Raw genomic sequence first — 21,898 nt, forward strand, 5'->3', positions numbered from 1 at the left:
GCCGGCGCAGCACAAAAGCTCGGGGACAGCGGTAACCGAGCAGGCACGTTAGGTTGTGGAGCCAAGCGACAACCTGATTGATGAGGAGCGATTCCGTGAGCGACGCGCTCGACGATCTCGCCGAGCTAGAGGAGCTACGCCGGCAGGCGGAAGAATTGTCTGGACGACTCGCGGCAGGCGATCGTGCCGCGGCTGAGTCGTCAGCGTGGGATTCACACGAAGTCGTGCGCATCGGCCTGGGCCCTGACGGGCGGATCGACGCGGTAGAAGTTCTCCCGCACTGGCGGAGGCACATGACCACCGAGCAGTTGGGCGCGGCGATCGTGGAAGCTGCTGACGAAGCTGCGCGCCGTCGGTCAGAAGCGTGGGCCTATGGAGTCAGCCAGGCTGCCACCGACGACGTCGACGCTCGGTTGCCCGAACAACCATCCCCGGTCCCCACTCCGACTGATCCGGTTGACGAATCGTCGATCAATTACGCCCGGAGCCTCCTCTACGTGCTCAGGGATTCGTTCGCACGACTCGACGATCTCGAACGCGAGACAGAGCGAGCGGCCCTGTCCAGCTCGACCACCACCGACGCGGACGGCAGAGTCCGGGTGAGCCTGAACGGTGAACACCTATCAGGGGTCAACTTCGACGAATCGTGGCTCAGGTCCGCGCACGCCCCGCAGTTGGGTGCAGCCGTCACCGAGGCAGTCCGACAGGCATACGCCGACCGGGCAAATGCCACACCCTTGCGGAACTCGTGGCCGTACAACGAGCTGGACCGCATGACCGGCGATCCTGCCCAGCTTCTCGCCAATCTCGGGTTGGCACCACGACAGGCACCAAGGAGCAACTGACATGCCGCCACCCGGCGATGGGAAGTTGAAAGTCTCGATTGAAGCCCTCCGCAAGGACGCGGCGGTATGGGACGACTCCGGGGACATCATGAGAGAAGCCGCCCAGGTGGCGGCCCGCCTTGAGCTCGCCGCCGTGCACTTTTCCTACATCGGCGACAAGGTCGGCCTCGTCGAGCTTTACCAGCAACTTCAGGACCGCTTGATTCGGCTTCTCGGCCAGGGCAGCGAGACGTTCGAGACGATTGCCACATCGCTGCGGACCGCTGCGGACGGATACGAGCGCGATGAGGCCGACGCCGTTCACCGCCTGAACAACATCTACTGAGGAGCAACCGGTGTCACGCCCCCTCCCGCTTTCCGAAGGCGAGTTCGCTGAGCTGGTTGACTCCATCAACGACGGGATCCAGCGCGTAGAACGGCTGGCGAACGAGATCATCAGACGAGTGAACGACAAGCTCCCATGGCTCGGACCGTTCGCACAGGACGCGCTCGACCTTCTCCGCAAGTTCGGCGACCTTGTCGCCAAGTTCTTCTCCGAGGTGGGCAAGTTCCTCACCCGATGGGGCGTGCCGTGGACGCTTTACTCACACGGCGAGACCTGGACCCAGCACGTCGGCGGTCCAGCACACGAGCAGGCGGCCAGGGTCGACGCCGGACAGCTACGGGTTGACGACTACTGGAGCGGAACTGCCGCGACTGCCTACACCGGGCTGCTCCCACTACAGGGAAAGGCCCTCGCCGCCATCAAGGCCGCGACCGATGAGTTGGACGACGCGCTCTGGAAGGTTGCCGCCGGAATCATCGCCTTCTGGATCGGTGTCGCAGCAGTGGTCCTCCCGTACGTCATCGAACTGATCGTGGCAGCTGCAGCGGCGCTCGGCATCATCACCGCCCCTGCGGCAGCCGCTGGCGCGGGAGCTTCCACGGCAAAGGCGATCGCACTCACCACCGCCGTCGTCACGGCAGCCATCACCTACCTGACGACACTCTGGACCCAGATGCGGGACCTTGACCAGCGGCTACACAACAGTGATGGCCTGCCGGGCGGCAACTGGCCTACCCTCGTCTCGGACATCTCGAACGGTCGAGTTTACGACGGTGGCAAGTCCCTCGACTGGAACGTCAAGCCCTGATGGAGACCCCGCCCGTGCACCCACGCCAGGACCGCATCCCACTGCCTGACGCTTCAGCAGCGCGTCTAGGTGCCCGCCGGGTGATCCGCGCCGGCATCGTCCTGGTCGTCCTTCTCACCGGCTTCACCGTTGGCGGCATCGGGATGCTCCGCGCAGGAGAGATCCCCGGCCTACCGTTCGCGGTAGGTGGCGCAGTCGCCCAGGTCGCCGTAATCGTCATCGTGGTGACGGTGTTACGAGCCCGCACGGGAGGTGACGGCCACAGCCTCTCGCGATCCCGCCTGGTCTCGGCCAGCCACTCCCTCGGCGGGCTTCGCCGAGTGCTCCTCGTCGCCCTGGTGGCGCTCGCGTTGTACGCACTGGTCCGCGTGGCACTGGGCGACCCGTGGACGCTGCTGACCAGCGCCTTCATCGCCCTGTTCTTCTGGCTGATCTATCGAGGGGTCGGCCAGCTGATCCAGGGTTTGAAGGAACAGCAGACGAGTTAGATCGCTGCTTTCCCCCTGCGTGGCCCGCGTTTCCATGGGTATCGGGAGGCCATGGCGTACGACAGCAACTCGGTAGATGACGAACACTCTCGCCCGGATGGCGTGAACGAGACCACCATTGAAGCACTCGGTGAGCTGAGCAAGGCACTAGAGACGATTCACCGGGTGCGTGGGCACCTCTACTCGGCGCACCAGCTCGTCGGCGGCGCAGACCTAACCCTCGACCGGGTGGTCAAGCTGCTGCGCGAGGCGGGACACGACGAAGTCGCCGACCGGGTGGAGCAAGAGCTACTTGGCCGGAATTTGCTGCCCGGCCGTTGGACCTTCCAGATCGTGGAGGAGTTCGACGACGGCTACTACGCCGCGTTCCAGGAAATCGAGCGGGACGCGCGAGAGAAGCTAGTCGGGGGCCGACGGCACATCTACGAGGCCGAGATGAAGGAACGGCGGCGTACCCACGGGATGCCGGGGCACGAGGCTACGCCGTAGCGCTGTCGCCGAAGCCGTTCGGGATCTTCAAAGCCAGGGCGTTGGCTCTCGCCTCGATGATCCTCATCCGTGCCTGGTACTCGGCCGGTTCCCGGTGCGCGGCCTGGCTGGTCACCTGGCCGGGCCATTTGCGGTAGAGCAAGCCGTACTCCCGGGTGAAGTAGCCCGCCGCGACCGCGTTGGCGGCGAGCAGGAGGCCGGTGTCCTCGGAGGCGGGCAGCGCCATCCAACCGCCCAGGGCGAAGACGAGATCCCGCCGCAGGCACAGCGTCGCCGGATGCACCGATGCCCGGTAGTCGTTGGTCTGCCAGAACGCTAGGACCGAACCGCGGTCGATAACCCCGCCGGCCGGGTCCTTGTCCCATCCGGCGGTCGAACCATCGGGCAGCAGGTCGAGTACCCGCGAGGTGGTCCAGCCGATCTGCGGGTGCGCGTCGAACGCGGCGATGTCCCGGCCGAGCGCGCCGGGGGTCAACTGGTCGTCGGCGTCCAGCACCTTGATGAGTTCCCCAGAGACGCGGGAGAGCGCGAGAGTACGGGCAACACCCGGCCCACCGGGACGGCCGGTGCCCAAACTGATCCGAGGATCATCCGGCAGCGCGTCGACCAGGGCACCGGTCTGCCCGTCCTCCTGGACGAGCCACTCCCAGTCCCACCCGTCAGGCATCTCCTGCTTGACCAACGACTCGTAGGCGCCAGCCAGGTACTCGATGCTGGGCGCGTGGACCGGAGTGATGACCGAGACGAGCTGCGTCAAGTTTTCCACCGCTGGAGTTTGTGGGAGTAGACAAGCTCGGTGCGGTCGCCCGGCATCACCACGTCGGCGACCTCGACGACTCGGCCAGCGGTGTCGGTCGAGGTCTTTCGCACGGTGAGCACGGAGACCCCCGGGTCGATGTCCAGCAACTCGGCCTCATCCGGCGACGGTGGGCGGGCGCGAATCTCGTCGTCGATTCGGCCCAGCTCGATGCCCAGCGTGTAGAGCTGGTGCTGCGTGCCGCCCGGCCACGGTTCCTTTCCGGCGTCGAGCAGGTCCGGGTTCGCGGCCACCAGGTCATAAGGCAGATAGGAGTACGACACGGTCAGCGGCGCATTCTCGTGCCGCGACGACGTCCAGTAGACCCGACGCAATAGAGATGTACCCGGCTCGACCTGCAAGGCCGCCGCCATCTCCGCGTCAGCTTCGACCCGGGAGTATTCGGCGTGGAACTTCAGGTCGTCGACGGTCAGGCCGGTGTCGTGCTCGGTGGCACCGGTCTTCAGCCGCTCGTCCTCGTCGAGCAGGACGCGATCCTTCTCCCACTGGTACCGCTCGGTGTTGCGACGGCGTACCCGCTGGCGGGGTGCCCGCACGTAGGTGCCGCGACCCTGCTCCGCGCGGACCAGGCCCCATTCCCGAAGCTGCCGGATGGCGTTGCGGACGCTGGTGCGCGACAGGCCCGAGGTGTCGGCCAACTCGGTCTCGCTGGGCATCAGGGTGCCGGGGGCAAGCTCCCCGCTCACGATCTTTGCCCGCAACTCTTCCGCGAGTTGCAGGTAGCGAGGGCGCCAGTCCCGGCCTTGCACACCGGTCACCGTACCCCCTAGACGTTCCAACGTCTGCCAGGTGGTCCCGCCCGCGGGCCGCTCAGGAACCGGCGGCACTGCTACCGCTGCTCGCGGTGGCCGCGCAGGACGCAGGCCAGGAGTACGAGGAACGGCTACGCCCCGACGGCTGTTGGCGTTCACCGCGTCTCCCCCACCCGCACGTCTCCATCAGCCGGCATCAGCATCTCCAGGCGGGCGTGCGTCAGCTCGTCAATGAGCCGGTCCACCTGCGCGGGCGACAGGAGCACGGTCTGCGTCGCGCCGTAACGGGTTGCGTCGAGCTTCACGGCCAGGTCCCGGCGGGCAAACCGGTCAACGAGCAGCTGGACGCTAATCCAGCCGGTCCGCTCCCGCCCGATCGTGGCGAGAAGCCCGCGGTGCATCAGGTCATTCGGTCCACAGCCCCGACACCACACCGGGCACACGACCGCCGCGATCGACGACGGCGGCCGACCCTGCGTGACGGGGACACCCTCACTCATCGTCGACCCCCTCCAGCCCGAGTACCTGCGTTACGAGGTCGCTAAGTTGCTGGGCCAGTTCGACCGTCTGCGGCAACGACAACTCTGCCCAGGCGTTCCCGCCCCGGCACGTCACGTGAACGCCGACCATGGCACCACCCAGAGCCTCAGCACTGATGAGGTACGTGACGACGAGCCCGCCCGAACGACTCTCGCCGACCCGCTGCATCGAGCCGCGATGGCGGCGGGCCATGTGTGCCATCACGGGCGGCACCAGGTAGCCGCAGCGATCCGGGGCGCACCAGTCCGGATGGCTCGTGACCGCGGCCGGCTTGTTCGTGCGACTCATCGCGGCCACCGCCCGCCGTTGCCTCGATAGAGCTGAGCCCGCGTCATAGAGGGCGCATACCGGAGCGCAGGCAATTCACGGGTGGCGCCCGTCGACCATCGAGGCAAGGCAGTCGTAGGAGCCGCGAGAGGACTCGACGGAACGTTGCCGCTGGCATACCGGGCAGATGGGCGCCTCCGAGACCACCAGGACGAGAACCAACGGTGTCGACGATGGGAGCTGGACATCGCACCTCCACAGGTAGACGGGGACCGGTGGCCAGCCACGGGGGAATGCGGCCGGCCACCGGCCTGGATGAAGGCACGGCGCACCGTCCGACGCCGGACGGGTCGGGTATCGCCGAGCCAACTTTTACGCGCGGCTACCGCAACCGGTCCGACAGGACGCCGCGCATCAGGTGCGACCGGGGCCGACGCGAGACCACCCCTGACACGAGCCGTCACCCTAGCCGCACACAAGGAAACGTAGCTACAAGTGGACGAGTTGTCTAGACATGGAATCTGGTCGCTTGGTTGGCACTTGGTAAGACAAGTGCCAGGTACGGTGAGCAGGTGCCCACCCCGCACTACGGACAGCCCCGCTACCGCGCGATAGCCGATGAGCTGAGAGAACGCATCGCGAGCGGCGCCCTTCCGCCCGGAGCTCTCTTACCGACCGAGAGCGCGCTCACCGCCGAATTTCGAGCAGCGCGAGGCACGATTCGTCAGGCAATAGCCGCGTTACGCGAGGCGGGCCTGGTGGCCACTGAACACGGACGCGGGACCTACACAACCCCTCGCCAGCACGAGGGTGGGCTAGACGAGGATTCCGGAACGGAAACACGGCAGCGCCAAGTCGCCGCCGACGCGGAGCTTGCAGCCCTTTTCGCTGTCGAGGTCGGCGCAGCCTTGGTGGAACAGCAGAGCATCACCCGAACTGATGGGGCCGTCGGGAAAGTTGTCAGGACCTACCGACTGCGTCAGGCGGAGCAATAGAACAACAGATCGTACCTTCGATACGTCCTCAAGGCGGCCCGCAACGGGCCGCCGGGGCGTGCGGCCTGCGCTCCCCTGCCGCTCTGCTCCGGCCACCCCAGACGCCCGGCGGCTGGCGCGGAAGCGGCGAAGCCCCGAGGGCCGCGCAGAACGACAGACCGTTCACGGGTGACGTGGTGGGCCGGCAGTCGGCCGGGTCGACGGCAGACGGGGGGAGGCGGCCCGAGAGATCGTCTTGACTGCTCAGATGCGGTTGGCCGCCGTCTTTATTTCGGTGGCAAGTGCGCGCACTTGGTCGCCGTACATGTGCTTGGCTCTGGCCCACTCGACATCGGTAAGGACACGCGTTCCGTCCTCGGTGGGCGTGCCGATCAGAGGTCCCTTGTTTAGCTGTAGCGCCTCCCGCAGTGCGTCCAGGTACCTGATCATTCCGGACTCGTCCTTGAGGTCGAGCCACAGGAGGGCCGGCTCGGTCGTTGTGCCGGCTCCGCGGGCCGCAGCCACGGCGTCGGCCATGATCCGAGCGACGAGTTCGATGTATCGCTTGCGCAGCTTATAGAGGGCGTCATCTCGGTTGCGTTGTTCAATGTCGTTGTAGCGATCTCGGCGCGCGAACTGAGCGCGTTCGAGCAGGTCATTGGCCATCGATTCAGCTTCGACGCGACTGACAGAGGGTCCGAGCTCCTCGATGTCGATGAGCCGACGGGCTGGTCGCGGAGGCACTGTGTCTGCGCGGACAGCGATTGTTGGCTCACGTTGGGCTTGGTTGAGCAGGACCAGCGACCCATCGACCCAACCGCTGGCGATTTGATCGAGGGCGGTGTCGAGTCGTGGGTGGCCGTAGGTGGCGAGGGCCACCCACGAGGCTGGGTCACGGCTAGCCCGACTCGGATCAGTGGTTATCGGTCGCTCTGGCTCATCTAGGACTGCACCGAAGCGCTCGATAACCACTTCGCGTAAGTCGGTGAGCGTGACGGGGCTCGGCTCGACGGCCGGGATCGGGAGTGGGTCGTCGTCAACCTCAAGTGGCAGGTCGCTGCCGGGATTAGAGTCGATGAGGTCCACGAGGTTCTCGACTCCCTGCCGACGGGCCTGGGCACGTTCGCTAGTTGGTGCTCTGAAGACGCCGCGAAAGGCGCCCTCCACGGCGCCGAGAATGGGTTGCAGTCCGCCAACGATGCCGCTGAACATGTCGATGCGGGAGGCCAAGGCGCGGTACACCTCTTCCTCGACTGTGCCGGCGATGAAGAAGTTGCGGACGACAATGGTATTACGGGCCTGACCGAGTCGGTCGATACGGCCAATGCGCTGCTCGACGCGCATGGGGTTCCAGGGCATGTCGTAATTGATGAGGTAGCTGCAGGTTTGCAGGTTCAAGCCTTCGCTGGCGGCGTCCGTAGCAAGCAGCACGGTGACGGCGTGTGCCTTGATGCCTTCGACAAGGTCGCGCTTACTGATGTCGAGCCAGCCTTCGTTTTCCCGAAAGATACGTCCGCCGTCGCCTGTGAAGGTGGCCAACTGGCTGCGGTAACGGTGGTGTAGTCGGTCCCGCAGTGCATCTAGCGTGTCGGTGAATTGCGTGAAGACGATCGCGCTGTGCCCAGCACCCCGCGCCTGATCGAGGTGCTGTTCGAGTGCCTCGAACTTGCGGTCGGGAATCTGGCCAATCCGCTCGGCGTAACTGCGCATCTCCCGCAGGTCCTGCTTGGTGAGCGGCACCGCCTCGCTGTCCTTGATCTGGCCGGCGTCGTCGGTGTCCAGACCTTCTTCGTCGGCCTCGTCTAGCAGCCCTTGTTCGAGGAAGGTTTCTTCGCTCACGAGCCGCCGGAGTAGGGTCTTCTGAATCGCTGCCCAACTGCTGGTGAGGCGGCGCCGGTAGACGGTTAGGACGAACCCAGCGCCACGGCGTTTGCCGTGGGCTTCCAGCAGCCTGTCGATGAGCCGTTCAAGGTCGTCGTAGAGCTGCTGTTCCTCGGTGTCGAAGTCGACGACGTATGGGCGCACGTCCCGCTCGGCGAGGTTTTCACTGATCAGACCTCGCTGTCGGTATGCCTTGAGGGTCGAGCGGCTGTGTCGGGCGACGTACTGCCGGACGGGACTGAGGGCTCGTAGCCAGTCACGTAACGCCTGGCACCCGTCTGGGCCGAGCTCAGCTATCCGTTGCTTAACGTCGGCGCCGTCCCGACCGAAGCGGATCACCATCTCTGCCCTGACGACACCGATTCGGCGTGCAATGTCGGCGGCGAGTTCGTCCTCAGCGCCCGTGCGAGGCAGAGCTGGTGTGCGTCGCACCTGCTCGGCAAGCCAGGCCCAGGCGGTCGCGCGGTCATCGGTCTTGGCAAGCTCGGCGTAGAACCGGACGAAGGCACCCTCGTCGGTGAGTGGCCCGGCCAGCCCGGTCTGCCTAAGCAGGTCGACCATCTCTACAGCGCTGGTCTGCAGTGGTGTGGCAGTGAGCAGCCAAATCGCCCGTGCCGCACCCTGCCGACGGACGACGTCGAGTAGTTCGAGGAGTCGGCTCGGGCGGTAACGGTCCTCGGCGCCGTGTTGTCTCCGCGCGTGGTGCGCCTCGTCCACAACGAGTAGGTCGTATGGGGCGGCTGCCAGCAAAAGGCGCTGCTGGTCGGGGCGGCGGGCCAAGTGGCTGGAAACCAGCAGCAATGGATGCGCTGCGTAAGGGTTGGCTCCTGCTGGACGGATGTCGTCGGGGTGTGCCCCGTGGATTTTGCCTTGATCGAGTCGCGGCACCCACAGCGCGAACTTCTCGAAAAGCTCGTCCTGCCACTGCCGGCACACGTTCGCTGGGGCCAGGACCAACCCCTTGGCGACCTCACCGCTCAGCACGAGCTGGCGCAGGCTCATTCCGGCGCTAATGGTCTTCCCGAGGCCAACCTCGTCCGCAATGAGCCATGAACGTGGGTACATACCTGCAAGCCGGGCGACGTTCTGCCGCTGGTGTGGGAACAGTCGAACACCGCTGGTGGCCTCCGCAAGGTCTCCTGCCCAGGGCAGGCGAGGGGCGATCTGCAGGTACCGGGCAACGGTCGCGTCATCGCCGACCGGAGGTGGCTCTTCAACATCCCGCTCGCCGGGCATGTTTGCGGGGGCTTGTTCGAGCAGTGCCTTCGTAGCGGCCTCAGGCAGAGGGTAAACCCGGAAGCCGGGAACGTGTCCGCTCCAGCGCTGCTCGAAGCGGCTAGACCAGAACGTGAAGTGATCGGCGGTGCCATCCCAACTGCGGTAGACGCTGAATGACTCAAAGTTCCTCGTCCAAGCGGTGGCGGTTTCGTTGACTGAACCTTGAAAGGCCACCGCGTCACCGTTGCCGTCACGCAGCACGCCGACTTTTTCGTGAAAGTAACCAAGTTGTCCGTCGGTTGTGATCGGATCGCCGCCCTCGTCCACGGCGATTGCCACGCGAACCTCTAAGCGCTGGTGACGGATCAACCAGGCGAGGATCTCCAGACGGCGACGGTCCACCTCGTTGCTGGTGACTAGACCCGCCGCGAGCCGCTCAGCGAAGGCGCCATCCAGGCTGACCTTACCCTGCAGCGCCTGCCGGTCCTCTTCGGTGATCGCGGCGCCGCAAAGCAGCCGAACCGTGCCACCTCGGTTGAGGAACCGGGACAGACCGCGGGCGGCGACGGACAGCGATGAAGAGCGGAAGTAACCGACGGAGCGGGCGTAACTGGTGGCCCGCCGAAGCGCTGGAACGTAGAAGGTATTCAGGGCATCGTCGCCACTGTCGTAACCGGCCGGGAGATCAAGCCCGCGTAGGTTCGGAAGCGGATGTGCCTCGTCCAGGGGAGACGTGATAGCGGGTGGCATCAGAACAACGTCGGTGCTGCGGCAGTGGCCTCGTCCGGGTCCGCCGGTAACGGCACATCGTCAAAGAAGGCCGACCGCAACGAGTCGAGGACGCGTGCCTCGGGCCGCACGAATACGCCATTCTGCTTCCGCCGCGGCACTGCATAAAGAGCGGCCCTAACGAGCGCGGCAAAGCGAGCGTCATGTCCCAGGTTGTGGCGGCTCAGCCAGGCTTGTGCGGCCCGGGTTCCGTCCTCTTCGTAAACGAGCATAAGAGCGTGCAGCGAGTCGATAAGTGTATCGTAGCTGGTGGCATCGACATCGAGGCGCTTTGCGGTGCGCCGTTGTGCCGGAGTGAGCAGTGTTGCCTTTCCAGAGCTGGTTCTTATCAATTTGTGGGTCTTGGCGACAGTATCTAGGTCGAGATGCGTCGCTAAGGAAAGCTTGAGGGCTTCCGGCGCCGGGAACTCGGCGGCTTGGAAGTCTGACCACGCCAGCAACCACCAGTCCGTGATCCGGTCAAAGTCCACGTCCTTGCCGCCGAGCAGACCACGCTTCTTCAACGCGGCGACCTTCTCCCGCGCCAAGTCGAGAGCCACGTCGGGGCGGAGCACCTCTGGAGCGCCGTCCGGATCGAGCTGTCCCGTATAGACCGGCCAGTTGCGAGACAAGACGGCGAGGACCGGGCCATACGTCGCCAAGGTGAGGTCGATGCCGCGCAGACCATGGCCGGAGAATCGTTGGACCGCCTCGACGGCCGCCTGCTCAACCTCCCGACGAATGTCGTTCCAGTACGCCGGTGTGGTGTCGCCCCGCTTGTGACAGTTGAGCAGAATTGTTGATTGCGCCGAGTTCTTCTTCGCCTGGTTGAGAGACTCTGCTTCTGTGGCTACGGGCCATGAAGATGCGATCGCGAAGCCAGCATTGAGCAGCGCCGCGCCAAGGGTGTCCCAAGCATCGACCCGCTTGTGGGTGAACATCACGTTCAACACACCAGTTGGGCGCAGAACACGGTGTGCCTCACGGAACGCCCGGGTCAACAGGTCCTCATAGTGGGTATCCGCGAGCTCGTCTGCAGTCTTGGTGCCGGCCGCCCTCTTGCCTCGGCCGCTGTGCGTGGCGACGGCTTTGAACAGGGACGGGTTCGCGACCGCCTCGGCCTGCTTGTCAGTGATGGGTAGGTCGCAAAACTGGGGCCACACCAATGGGAGGGAACGCTTGAGCCAGACATAGAAAAAGTCGCTGAGTTCTGCGTACATCACGTTGTTGTAGTACGGCGGATCCGTCACTACAACATCGACTGTCCCAGCGGCCAGGTTTACCGATGTCGCGCTCCCGCGTAGCACCTCAGGACGGCCGAGAACCTCTTCATTCGTGGTAGTTGGCTGCACACCGTGAACCAGCTTGCTGAGTTGCCGGTGGATACTCGCAGCCTTCTCGACAACCCAGGGAATCAAAACGCGAGCAGCGTCAAACTCGCCGCAGGTCCACTTGAAGGCGAAGTCGTGCCTGTCGAAAGTGTTGCCGATCATCGATCGGGTAGGATGCCAGCCACAAAGACGTGAGTTGTAGTTCAAGCATCGGTCGAGGGCGTATGCCAGCTGGAGGGCGACCGCCCGGCCTCGGGCATCACCGAGTTCCTGAAGCATTCGCGGCTGCAACCGCACGAGTTCCTCAAGGATGACCAAATTGGCCAGCAGTTGGCGCGGCAAAAACATATCCGACCAACGCTGAATACCCATTCGTAGCGGTTCATCCGTCTTGTGCCCGGGCTCGATAGGTTCGTCGCACACAAGCCCGTCGATCTCCCACCCAGGACGGAGGCGGGCAAGTTCCTTTTCCGCCGCTGCTGCTGCCGCTACGTCGGCCTCGGTCGGTGCGCGAAAGCGACGCCCCTTGCTGCCGGCCTCCTCATAACAGACGGCGAGCAGCATATAACCACCTTGTTCAGCCTTAGCCCGCTTTTCGATGTATTCGCCATTGAAGGTCGTGTCGCGGGACCATACGCTCTCCCCGACCCCGTTTTTGTAAGTGGCGCGCTCTCCATAGTGCGCCGCCATGGCCCCCTCGACGATGACCGGCACAATGGTGCCGGCGTCCTGGTCGACGTCGAGGCGGACAGCGACGTGCTTGTCGGCGGTGGCCGGTCGAGCGAGCCACAAGTTGGGGGCTAATGGCGTTGGCCGGCCAGTGGTAGGACACGGAACGGTGAACGCCCAAATGTAACCGGCGATGGCATGATTGGCGGCGCGCGGGAAAAATTCGTCCAGTCGGCTTCGAACTGCGACGGACCAAACCATTCCCCACTGACGGATGTCGCCAGCGAGGTCGGGACCAAAATCGTGAACAACACCGAGGGTGCCCTGCAGGATCGCCGAGGCGACCGGATTTAGCTCGTTGGCGATTGTGTTGCAGCCGAGCCGCATCGCTTCGAACGGGATGCTGCCGCCGCCCGCAAATGGGTCCAGTACTGTCGGCGCCTTATCCGTTGCGCTGTCGGCGCGCAGGGCGTAAAGCCGGCGGATGCGCGCGATCTCGTCCGGCTGGGGTGAACGGGTGAATGCCCGGTCGTAACCGTAACCATTGCCCTTCAGCTTGATGCCGTTCACGTTCGCTGAGGCGATAGCTGCTCGTGCCCGAACTGGATCCTTGCCCTTGGGGATCCCGACTACTTCGAGGAACCATTGGTGGTAAGCGGTCTCATCGGAGAATTCGGCGATGAGACCGTCACGCACCCTGCGGGCGTCCTCATCGGCGGCGGCTTCGCTTTTCGTTGGCCATGCTGGGAGCACGGACCCGAGCACGGCTGCCCGGCTGGCCGACAGAGGCCGGCGGGCCCACCAGACATGAACGACGTTCACCGGCGGAAGGGCCGTGGCGCTGCCGCGTTCGCGAAGGCTTTCAGCGCCGATCTTCTGCGCGGGAAACCATTGGTCGATGAGGCTCGGCACGGTCATCGTTTGCTGCTTTCCGCAAGAAGGAGGCGAAGGGCGCGCAACCCGTTGCGCCGGGTCACTTGGGCGTGCCAGTAGGCCGCTTCCTCGTGACTCATCGCGGCGACACCGGCGGCGACCGTGGTGATGCGGTCTATTCGCTGGAGCGGCTTAACCGCCCGCAGGAGCAACTCGGCATGAACCCCGAGCCGCGACTCGACGGAGAGGGGCTGTCCGCTTGTCCAGTCTTGGCCGCGTAGGCGAGCGTCCCGCAGAATGTTGTGTAGCCCGCCTGCCACGTGCAGCGCGCGATATCCGTTCACCCGAACAGACCTCTCCGCGCCTTCGAGGTCGGTGGCGTGGACGTTAAGCGCGGTAACGCGACCCTCGTCGTCGCGTTCGACCGTACAGCGATAGGTTTCGCTTCGGGTCATGACGAACCCTCAGCAGTGATGCGCACCTCGCACTTGGTAGGGCCGGTGGTTTGTGCGGCATTGACGACCGCAGCGAAGGCCTCGCCTTGCAGTTCGGCGGGATCCGACCACGTGACGTTGATAACGGCCTTGAGGTCGGCCGGTCGGCGCAGTATGGCGCGCAGCGCCTCCCGCAGCGGGGCGTAGTCGGCCGCGGGCCCGCTGAACTGAACGCTGATTTCATGCTCGGGATCGTCGAGCTGTACACGGGCACTGACGGTGTAGGTACTGCTGACGCCGATGTTGGCTGCCTGCGCGACGGTAAGCAAGCGCTGCAGTTCCTTGTCGGCGCCAACGCCGAGATGACTAACGCTGACCTGCAAGCGGCCGGCCCTTGTGCGGCCGGCGTCTACCGCCGATTGACGGGCGCCGACCATTGCGGGTCCTGCCGCACCCGACCCTGTGAAGTCGGTGAGGGTGACGGTGACGGTGCCACCGCTACTGGTACCGGTACCGGTACCGGTACCGCCACCTGAACTGCCGCAACCTCCCGTGTGGACCTTTCCACACAACGGGCATGCCTCTGGCCCCTCGTCCTTGAACGAGCCGGGCGGGTGTAGCAGGGTGTCCTCACCCAGGCGCGGCGCCGGGCCCGGCCGGGTCTGAGTGGACCAGCCCGCCGCTCCCCCATCGGGTGCTTGATATTCCCACACCCCGTTTCGGACACCGGCGGCGATCAAATTGACGAGCTGGGCCCGGTCGAGCACGAGCCGAAGCTCCGGGCGACGAGCGAAGATCCGAACGAGTTCATTGGCGGCCTGGGGCGTGTCAAATTGCGCACCAAGCTTGCTGCGAACATAGGCCGGGTCCAGTGGCTTACTTCCGGCGGCTAAGGTCTTGTCCATCGCGGCAAGCAGGTCGAGGATCGCGTCTGTCTGGCTGCTGCGGACGCTGCCGGAGGTGACGGTGTCAAGGACGACCGTCTCCAGCCCCCCCTTGCTCGGCACATACAGCACGTTCACGTGGTTGCAGACCGCGACACGGGCTAGTAGACCAGCCTCGGAGGCCTGCCGAGCAACGTCAGCGCGTTTGTCCTCCCCGAGGTTCTGCAGCAACTCGGGGGTGGATCGAAGCTGTTCGAGGGCCAGCAGTCGTCGCACGGCCTTCAGCATCGGCTCGTGCCCGTCCCGGTTCGGCACCAGGAAAATTAGCCGATTCCGGTATTCGCGGACGCCTCCGCTCGGGGCCTTTTCATAGGTGTCCAGCACCTTCTGCGGCACCGGGTCCACCGCTGGGTCGACGCCTTTGACCTCACCAAAATCGTCCCAGTGGTAGGCGACGAGGTAGGCATCCTCGCTGTTGTCCGGCACTTTTGCGTCTTCCCACGCCCGGCGAACCTTGAGCGCGGAATCCTTGTACTGCTCAGACAGAATCTTGGTGGCGCGCTCGCGGACTCTACTGCCGAGAATCTTCTCCTCGGCTTCCTGCACGAGTCGGACCAGACTGGCCTCTGTGGAAAATCGGTAGCCCCGAACATCGGCGTGGAGGTACCAGCAGGTGTTTTCGAGGTTGTCGAGGGCCTTGACGAGCAGGTTGGGGTCGTCGCTCGGCGTAAGTACAGACGCGTACAGGTCGCTGGCTGCGACCCCAGGCACGTTGCGAGTGAGGCTGAACAGGTACGCAGCGGTGGCGAGCCTTCGCCCGTAAGGAGCGCCCATTCGAGCGTCGACCTCGTCGGCGTGACTCGGCGCTCCGCCGGGTTGCTGGGCGATGTCAGTGCGGATCACCGGTTCATACAACGGTCGATCGATACGACTGGACAATTCCTCGGCAAGAATTTGATCCGACAGGTCCAAGTGGTGCAAGTGGATCAGGTCCAGCTCCCTGCCTGCGGTCCAGATACCGCGCACAGCCCGGGCTAGCAGCCGCAGCGCCCCACGGGTTCGCTGGAAGTTGGGTATGGTCGATAGCCGCTTATCCAAGACCCGAATCAAATCGGGGTGGAACGGGTAGCTGTCCTCGACGCTGCGGGCATAAGCGCCGGTGACTACCTCTAGTGGCAGGTCAAGACCTGCGGTGTGAGCGTCTGCGGCAGCTTGCGCGTACCGTGTGGCAACCGTCTTTCTTTCTGCCACTCCAATCAGGTCCGTTTCAAACAACCGACGCGAAAGGATCTTGGGCAGATCGGCCTCCCCGCTGGCCGGAAGCACTAGCTCCTTGCGGGCAAGCAGGCTCGCCGACTGCTTCAGAGTCTCAGCCAGAACTCCGGTGTCTGCAGCGAAAGCGTCGGTCTCGCCAGCGGTAGTGATTACGACGACAACCTGCTTGCTGCTGTCGGCGGCTTCCAGCAGAGCCATCATGAATGAAAGCACCTGCTTGGCGAGCGTTGACTCACCGACAGTGCGCGCGCCCGCGGCAGCCAGATAGCGGGCGATTTCATCGATGAGAATGAGAACGGGCTTGCCTGCAAATATCTGCTTGAGTTGGTCACTGCCCGGTGCGCTGAGCCCCTCATCGTCCTTGCGGACGATGTTGTATGCGGCTGCACCGCCGATCTGCAGGGCGAGATACCCCCAAGGGGTGGCGGCGCTGATCCCATCAACAGTCGGGAAGGTGGTCGCGCCTGCGCTGGTTCCGACGAACACGGCAACGGTCGGCGCTGGCGTGCCGCTAGGAGCCGCGAGGACTGCGGGATCCATGAACGAGCGCGCCAGGTCGCTGCCGAGGCTGCCCTTGGCCGCGTGATACAAGGCGATGAGGTTGTGGGTCTTGCCGCCGCCGAAGCTGGTTTCCAGCCGGAGCACGCTGGCCGCGTCCGGACGGGTTCCGAGAAGTCGACCGAGGGCCTCGTTCAGTAGGGTGCGAAGCCCATGGCTGGGATACGTCTGGGCGAAAAAGACGTCCGGGTTGCCGTAGGCCTCCGCTGCGCTTTCGGTAATCACATCTTCAAGCCCGGCTGCGAAACCTGACTCGCTGAGCTCACCGGCGAGCACGTCCTGTCGGGGCTTGATCGCTGTCAGTAATGTCATCTCGGCGATCTCCTGGTTGTGTGCCGGGGTGGGCGCAGCTCCAATGGATCGCTCCCCTGACGGCGATCTGCGACGCCAGCATCGTATGCCATTCGGCGGAGGACACCCAGGCTGACCACGGGCGCATTGGGTGACAGAAGGGCTTTGGCGCAAAGGCGGACGGCAGGGGTTCCCTGTCGTCACCGTCACTGTCAGCGCCGCTGTCGTCCGGACGACGTAGAGGCAGCCGCGAGGCACCCCGAGCCCCGGCGGGGCGCTCAGCAACCGCGTCGCCGGCAATCCCTATCAGGACTACCGCCCCCACGACCGGGTCGAGGCAAGAGGTAGCGAGGAGGCAGCAAGCCACTCGATCCAGGCCGGTACGACCCAGTACAAGGAGGCGTGGTGCCAGATGGCCACCAGCAATCCATGGCACCGACCGGCATGGGCCGACAACCTAAATCCGGCCCCCTCGGCGGGGGTCAGTCCGGACGGAGGTGCCGGCGGGAACGCTGTCGACAGCAACCGCGCTGGACGGCTTAGTGTGCCAGCGAGCGCAGAGACGGACGCTGCTCCGAGCTGACGACAGAGCTTGTGAGCGAGTTGTCAGACCCGGGTGGGTAGGCAGGCACAGCTCGACCGGCGGGCAATGAACGGTCGGTCGTTGACCGGGTCATTGTGCGGACTGGCGACTGTGTCAGGGGCCGAAGAGCGTGGGATCGCCTGGCGCATACGGCTCGTCCACCCAGACACCGTCGATGCTTCGACCATGTGGGAAGTCAGTGTCGCCCGTCATCAGCACATCTACGCTAGCGACAACGGCGCTGGCCAGATGGACCGCGTCATAGTTGCTCAACCGGTAGGTATATGCATAGCGGCGGGCGCGTACCGCGACTTCGCGGAAGAACTCGACACGCTCGATGGCGGGGCTGTCCAGCAGGGCCAGACATCGGTCGTCAAGGTCAGATGGATAGGGGTCGGTCTTGCCCCACCCCCGCACCTCTACGTACGACAGGGTGGAGATGACGATTCGGATCTTCCCAGCTTGCGCTAAACGAAGGAGCTCCGCAATCGGCTCGGCGCCAGACTTGTTTAGCAATGCCCGGATCAAGGTGTTCGAGTCCAGGTAAATCGATGAGGGGTAGTCAGGACGCGCCACGAATCTCCCTCAAGTAGTCCGCCGGATCGAGGCCTTCGGTCACGTCAGGATCAAGCCCGACCAGGTCAGTCAGAGGCGGAGTCTCGTGCCCGGCGGGCAGGGGCTGGATAGACCGCAACTTGATGCTCATCACGTTGCCGTCAATATCTCGGGTGATGCGGCCGACGATCTCGACTCGCTGCCCCAGAGCAGCGCTGACCTGCTCGGTGTCCTGGGCGGAGAAGTTGACAGCGACCCGCAGCCCGGTCCGTTCCAGCCAGAGTCCGGCCTCCCGCCGCTGATGTACGGAGATCGCGTCTAGGCGGCCGATCAACGATCCAATCGACTCACGGCGTACACGCAGCGCTGCCTGCAGATGCTCGGCGGCGTGGCGGGTAACTGTGACCTCGCTGGCGATGCGGCCCTGTTCAAGCAGCTCCAGCTTCATGCCGTCTGCGCTGAGCAGACCAAGCAGCTGCGCGAGCTCCGCTCCAGCGCTGGCCGCTCGAAGGTCCCAACCAGGGGGGAGGCCGTCCTGTTCTTCTGCGACGGCGAAACCCTGAACGGCCATGTCGGCGACCTGGTCGAGGATGATTGTCGTCGCTCCCCGTTTGGGGCGGTTTGGAGCAAGCGTCGTGACCAAGCTGCCGAGCGCCACGTCGGTCAGGCTCCACGCCGTCCGTTCGTCGGCGCGGGAGGCCCGCCTGTTGAGCGCCGAGTCTTCCAGGCAGCCGAGCACGCTGAGAAATTTGGTGAGGACGGTGAACGCGCGACGGGCGTCGGCCGACCCTTCCGGGCCTGGCAGCGTCACTCGCAGCTCGCTGGTCATGCGCTCAGAGTGCCACAGGCGGGCTTAGGGTGGGCGGCCATGACGACGAAGGTACTACTGGCAATCAATGTCTAGATGTCCACCAAGCCGCTAAGTGCCAGCACAGTTAGCCGTGCGCCGCCTAAACGGACGATCAAGATTGCCGGGCACCCGGACGTGCAGTCGTTCCCGGACGTGTCTGGACGCGATGTACAGAGTTCGTAAGCGAGATGTCTCGCTCCGACCTAATGCCCCCAGGCTGCTGCCGATTTCTTCTGTTTTGGATCAAGGCGCCGCGCTCCGCGCGACGCGGGCGGAGAGCCGGCCGGCGGCAAGCCGCCCCGGCCGCCTCCGGCGCCGGGGCGGAGAGCCACCGACTACCGCCGGACCGCCGCCCCGAACTCCACTGATCCAGACACACGACGACCACGGCCAGGCGGCACGGAAGCCAACAGGTCGACCTGATCGAGGGTCAGGGCTTCCGACTGCCGCGCCAGTCCAACCCCAGGACTGGCTTGCCCCCGGGCTACCTCCGAGGCCAGGTAAGCCCCGCGGCAGCCTCAGCCGGTGCTCCAGGTCCGATCGAGGTGGGCCGGCACTCCCGGGGCACGGGCGTTCACAGCCCCCAGAGGAGCCCTCAGCGGGCAAGATCGACCTGCCCACCATCTGCCCACAACCAGTCGTCAACGCCTGGACTCAGCCAGACTCGGCCAGACAAACGACAACGGCCCCCGATCAGCATCTCTGCTGGTCAGGGGCCGTGTCTGCACCTGGTGGCGGGTAGAGGATTCGAACCTCTGAAGCTTTCGCGACGGATTTACAGTCCGCTCCCATTGGCCGCTCGGGCAACCCGCCAGGGCACCCCACCGCGTCGCAACGCGGCGGCGGAAGCAAGAATAGCGGCTCCCCCCGGTACCGACGCAACCGGGTACGGTCAGGGGGTCGTGCCGCTGGTCGGCGGCCGACGGCAAGCCCAGACCGCCGGACAGCAGGAGCAGAAACATGGCAGCGAACCCGTCGTTCGACATCGTGAGCAAGGTTGACCGTCAGGAGGTCGACAACGCCCTTCGGCAGGCGGAGAAGGAGCTTGCTACACGGTTCGACTTCCGCGGCACCGGCGCTGAGATCTCCTGGTCTGGCGAGGAGGCGATCGGCCTTCAGGCGGAGACCGAGGAGCGTGTCCGCGCCGCGTTGGACGTGTTCAAGGAGAAACTCGTCAAGCGGAACATCTCGCTGAAGTCGCTGGACGCTGGGGAGCCGCGCCCGTCGGGCAAGATCTTCAAGATCGACTGCAAGGTGATCCAGGGCATCGAGACGGACAAGGCCAAGGCCATCAGCAAGAAGATCCGCGAGGAGGGCCCCAAGGGCGTGCAGGCGCAGATCCAGGGCGACCAGTTGCGGGTCACCGGCAAGAAGCGGGACGACCTCCAGGCGGTGATCTCGCTGCTCAAGGGTGAGGACTTCGGCGTCGCCCTCCAGTTCAACAACTACAGGTAAGGCGACCGCCGCCCAAGCCGCCGCCGACCAGCCGGGCTACCCGACATCGCAGTCAGGCACGCGCGGGGCCCGGCTGAGTCAAGGCGAACCTGGAACCGCTCTCTGGCCACCAACCGAGATGCATTCGACGCGTACTCACAGGGCTTCGCCGGTTGCCGTCGTTGCTGCCTGCTGGTCGACAGCGTTTGCTGGTGTCCTGCCCCCCATCTGCGCCCCGAGCGCCTGCCGGGCGGCTTCGCCCATGGGGTCGTCGCGGGTCGGCATCCCTCGGATGGTCGGCAGCACCTCTTCCCGAAAGACGCCGTGCAGCCGGTGCAGTTCCCGCGCCGGATGCTCGGAGTCGTCGACTCGCACGTCCCAGAGCGGGTACGGCTGATCGCCGATCACCACGACTGTCGCCGACCGTGCGCCGTGCCGGTCACCGCCGGCCTCCTCGCCGGCCCCGATGGCCAGAACGAGCCGCTCCGCCAGGTCGAGTTCCGCACTCTCCTCGAACACGCGGACGATCTCCGCGAGGGTCTGCGGGCCTGCCAGGCGGTTGCCCTGCACCGTGTAACCCGGCCCGGTGCGGTGCCCCGCCCAGTCCTTTGTGCGGGAGCCGGTGAAGGCGTGCGAGCGGCCGTGGCGGTCGACCATGCCGACCTGCCGCACTTCCCGACCCGGGTCTTGGGCCAGCAGCTCGGTCAGGACGTCCTGCGGCGAGCGGCCCTCCGCGAGCAGCGGTAGACCGTGATAGGCCAGGAACGGATTGGGGGTGGCCTGGGTCGCCACCGCACCGCCGCCCGACTGGACGTGCGCGACGAGCTTGCCGACTGCGGGCCTGGCTGTCAGGGCTCCCACCCCCAGCTGGCCGGTACGCCGACACCGTGCGGCGATCGAGAAGGTCACGTCCGGGAGGTACCCGGACCTGGTCCCGGCATGCCCGACGGCCGCCTGGTTGCTGTCGCCGGCACCTCCGCACGACGCGTGATCCGCTCGCCAGCGGAAGAGGTCCCTGTCCTACTGCCTGATCCGCTCCGGATGCACACCGTCGGCCATGTCGTGCCCCGGGACGTGGATGCAGAGCGCCTCCGGCTCTGCCTCGCACACCGGGCAGGGCCGCCGATCCTCGATCGGGCCTGGACCGTGCCCCAGTTCCTGAGCCATGCGGCTGATTTCCATCCCTGCCTGGTGCAGATTGTCGTCCTGATACCGGGTGGCGGCCCGATGGACGTCGCGCAACGCCTTCTTCGCACGCTCTTCCCTGGGCTCGGACTCGGGCATGGCAGCGCCTTCCGGGGGTGCACGACCTGAAACCGACTCGGTGCCACGCAACCAAGGCTCCAGCGGCAACTGTGTGCACGGATGTACACCAGCGCACCACGGTGGCAGGCGGGCGCCGACGCTGCCCGACGACGGCGGGCTCAGTAGACGACGCTGTACCAGTGCTCGGTCTCGCCGGGCAGTGGCACCAACCGCACCTTGGCGCCGCCCGGGTGGTCGAACATGCGCACTCCGTCGCCGAGCAGCACCGGGGCGAAGAACATGAGGATCTCGTCGAGCAGCCCTGCCTCGATGCACTGCTTGGCCACATTCGCGCCGAGGATGTTGACGTACCTGTCCCCGGCGGCCTCCTTGGCCTGGGCGACGGCGGTGTGCAGGTCACCGACGAACGTCACGTCGGCGGGCGGCTCGGCCGGTGGTCGGTGGGTGAGGACGAAAATTGGCCCGTCGTACTGGCCGCCGAATGCGCCTTCGCTGTCGGTGCCGCGGTTCGGGTCGTCACCACCGAAGGTGCCGTTGCCGGCCAGGATCGCGCCGACACTGTGCAGCAGCCGCTCCGCCGTCGGATTTTCGCCGCCGAGGTGGTCGGTCAGCCAGGTCATGTCGCCGCCGGGGCCGGCGATGTAGCCGTCGAGGGATGCCGTCGCCGAATATAGAACCTTGGCCATGAGCCCAGGGTAGGCGGCGGAACTCGGATTCCTTGTT

Annotated in this window: 20 protein-coding genes and 1 tRNA gene; 7 read left to right on the forward strand and 14 right to left on the reverse strand. The window is 65.4% G+C overall.

All coding sequences use genetic code 11. The annotated features are described in order from the left end of the window. Positions 1-95: 95 nt before the first annotated feature. The 5 genes from ABZU74_RS20585 (at position 96) to ABZU74_RS20605 (ending at position 2,955) form a co-directional block, all read left to right on the forward strand. Positions 96-845: a YbaB/EbfC family nucleoid-associated protein gene (locus ABZU74_RS20585; protein WP_355426098.1), complete on the forward strand. Its 750-nt coding sequence runs from the start codon at positions 96-98 to the stop codon at positions 843-845. Between the two features lies 1 nt (position 846). Further along, complete coding sequence (locus tag ABZU74_RS20590; protein WP_355426101.1) at positions 847-1,170, forward strand: hypothetical protein; 324 nt, start codon at positions 847-849, stop codon at positions 1,168-1,170. 10 nt (positions 1,171-1,180) lie between these two features. After that, entirely contained in the window at positions 1,181-1,978 is a 798-nt protein-coding gene (locus ABZU74_RS20595; RefSeq protein ID WP_355426104.1) for a hypothetical protein, read from the forward strand. A gap of 80 nt (positions 1,979-2,058) precedes the next feature. Continuing rightward, positions 2,059-2,466 carry a hypothetical protein gene (locus ABZU74_RS20600; protein WP_355426107.1) on the forward strand — a complete coding sequence of 136 codons (408 nt, stop codon included), beginning with the start codon at positions 2,059-2,061 and terminating at the stop codon, positions 2,464-2,466. A gap of 51 nt (positions 2,467-2,517) precedes the next feature. Continuing rightward, on the forward strand, positions 2,518-2,955 hold the full coding sequence (locus tag ABZU74_RS20605; RefSeq protein WP_355426110.1) for a hypothetical protein: 438 nt from the start codon (positions 2,518-2,520) through the stop codon (positions 2,953-2,955). On the opposite strand, the gene ABZU74_RS20610 is transcribed toward ABZU74_RS20605, so the two are convergent. From ABZU74_RS20610 to ABZU74_RS20625, 4 genes are all read right to left on the reverse strand, one after another. After that, positions 2,945-3,721 (reverse strand): glycosyltransferase, encoded by a 777-nt coding sequence (locus tag ABZU74_RS20610; protein ID WP_355426113.1) that lies wholly within the window; start codon positions 3,719-3,721, stop codon positions 2,945-2,947. The two genes, ABZU74_RS20605 and ABZU74_RS20610, sit on opposite strands and share 11 nt — an antisense overlap. Then, on the reverse strand, positions 3,709-4,530 hold the full coding sequence (locus ABZU74_RS20615; RefSeq protein ID WP_355426116.1) for a GntR family transcriptional regulator: 822 nt from the start codon (positions 4,528-4,530) through the stop codon (positions 3,709-3,711). Before ABZU74_RS20615 ends, ABZU74_RS20610 begins: the two co-directional genes overlap by 13 nt. A 149-nt stretch (positions 4,531-4,679) precedes the next feature. After that, positions 4,680-4,925 carry a precorrin-4 C11-methyltransferase gene (locus ABZU74_RS20620; RefSeq protein WP_355426119.1) on the reverse strand — a complete coding sequence of 82 codons (246 nt, stop codon included), beginning with the start codon at positions 4,923-4,925 and terminating at the stop codon, positions 4,680-4,682. A 91-nt stretch (positions 4,926-5,016) separates the two neighbouring features. Then, the gene (locus ABZU74_RS20625) at positions 5,017-5,352 is read right to left on the reverse strand and encodes a hypothetical protein (RefSeq protein ID WP_355426122.1); all 336 of its coding nucleotides are present in this window, start codon (positions 5,350-5,352) and stop codon (positions 5,017-5,019) included. A gap of 551 nt (positions 5,353-5,903) precedes the next feature. Here ABZU74_RS20625 and ABZU74_RS20630 point away from each other — a divergent pair. Continuing rightward, entirely contained in the window at positions 5,904-6,326 is a 423-nt protein-coding gene (locus ABZU74_RS20630) for a GntR family transcriptional regulator (RefSeq protein WP_355426125.1), read from the forward strand. Positions 6,327-6,569: 243 nt separating this feature from the next. Here ABZU74_RS20630 and ABZU74_RS20635 read toward each other — a convergent pair whose 3' ends face one another. The 7 genes from ABZU74_RS20635 to ABZU74_RS20665 all read right to left on the reverse strand — a co-directional run bounded on the left by ABZU74_RS20635 (position 6,570) and on the right by ABZU74_RS20665 (position 19,288). After that, positions 6,570-10,154 (reverse strand): helicase-related protein, encoded by a 3,585-nt coding sequence (locus ABZU74_RS20635; RefSeq protein WP_355426127.1) that lies wholly within the window; start codon positions 10,152-10,154, stop codon positions 6,570-6,572. Then, positions 10,154-13,090: a DUF1156 domain-containing protein gene (locus ABZU74_RS20640; RefSeq protein ID WP_355426130.1), complete on the reverse strand. Its 2,937-nt coding sequence runs from the start codon at positions 13,088-13,090 to the stop codon at positions 10,154-10,156. The genes ABZU74_RS20635 and ABZU74_RS20640 overlap by 1 nt, the downstream gene beginning before the upstream one ends. Continuing rightward, positions 13,087-13,500 carry a hypothetical protein gene (locus ABZU74_RS20645; RefSeq protein WP_355426133.1) on the reverse strand — a complete coding sequence of 138 codons (414 nt, stop codon included), beginning with the start codon at positions 13,498-13,500 and terminating at the stop codon, positions 13,087-13,089. Before ABZU74_RS20645 ends, ABZU74_RS20640 begins: the two co-directional genes overlap by 4 nt. Continuing rightward, positions 13,497-16,508: a DUF499 domain-containing protein gene (locus ABZU74_RS20650; protein WP_355426135.1), complete on the reverse strand. Its 3,012-nt coding sequence runs from the start codon at positions 16,506-16,508 to the stop codon at positions 13,497-13,499. The genes ABZU74_RS20645 and ABZU74_RS20650 overlap by 4 nt, the downstream gene beginning before the upstream one ends. A gap of 676 nt (positions 16,509-17,184) precedes the next feature. Then, the gene (locus ABZU74_RS20655) at positions 17,185-17,646 is read right to left on the reverse strand and encodes a type II toxin-antitoxin system VapC family toxin (RefSeq protein WP_355426138.1); all 462 of its coding nucleotides are present in this window, start codon (positions 17,644-17,646) and stop codon (positions 17,185-17,187) included. Next, complete coding sequence (locus ABZU74_RS20660) at positions 17,633-18,454, reverse strand: hypothetical protein (RefSeq protein ID WP_355426141.1); 822 nt, start codon at positions 18,452-18,454, stop codon at positions 17,633-17,635. The genes ABZU74_RS20655 and ABZU74_RS20660 overlap by 14 nt, the downstream gene beginning before the upstream one ends. A 750-nt stretch (positions 18,455-19,204) precedes the next feature. Then, positions 19,205-19,288, reverse strand: a tRNA-Tyr gene (locus ABZU74_RS20665). Positions 19,289-19,435: 147 nt separating this feature from the next. Between ABZU74_RS20665 and ABZU74_RS20670 the strand changes: the two genes are divergently transcribed. After that, positions 19,436-19,930 carry a YajQ family cyclic di-GMP-binding protein gene (locus tag ABZU74_RS20670; RefSeq protein WP_091402478.1) on the forward strand — a complete coding sequence of 165 codons (495 nt, stop codon included), beginning with the start codon at positions 19,436-19,438 and terminating at the stop codon, positions 19,928-19,930. A 135-nt stretch (positions 19,931-20,065) separates the two neighbouring features. On the opposite strand, the gene ABZU74_RS20675 is transcribed toward ABZU74_RS20670, so the two are convergent. The 3 genes from ABZU74_RS20675 to ABZU74_RS20685 form a co-directional block, all read right to left on the reverse strand. Further along, positions 20,066-20,818, reverse strand: coding sequence for a DUF1028 domain-containing protein (locus tag ABZU74_RS20675; RefSeq protein ID WP_355426144.1), 753 nt, complete (start codon positions 20,816-20,818; stop codon positions 20,066-20,068). A 111-nt stretch (positions 20,819-20,929) separates the two neighbouring features. Next, positions 20,930-21,193 carry a hypothetical protein gene (locus ABZU74_RS20680; RefSeq protein WP_355426147.1) on the reverse strand — a complete coding sequence of 88 codons (264 nt, stop codon included), beginning with the start codon at positions 21,191-21,193 and terminating at the stop codon, positions 20,930-20,932. 140 nt (positions 21,194-21,333) lie between these two features. Further along, positions 21,334-21,861 carry a dihydrofolate reductase family protein gene (locus ABZU74_RS20685; RefSeq protein ID WP_355426150.1) on the reverse strand — a complete coding sequence of 176 codons (528 nt, stop codon included), beginning with the start codon at positions 21,859-21,861 and terminating at the stop codon, positions 21,334-21,336. Positions 21,862-21,898 lie beyond the last annotated feature (37 nt).

Source organism: Micromonospora sp. NPDC005171, assembly GCF_040608575.1.
In the GTDB taxonomy this organism is placed as follows: domain Bacteria; phylum Actinomycetota; class Actinomycetes; order Mycobacteriales; family Micromonosporaceae; genus Micromonospora.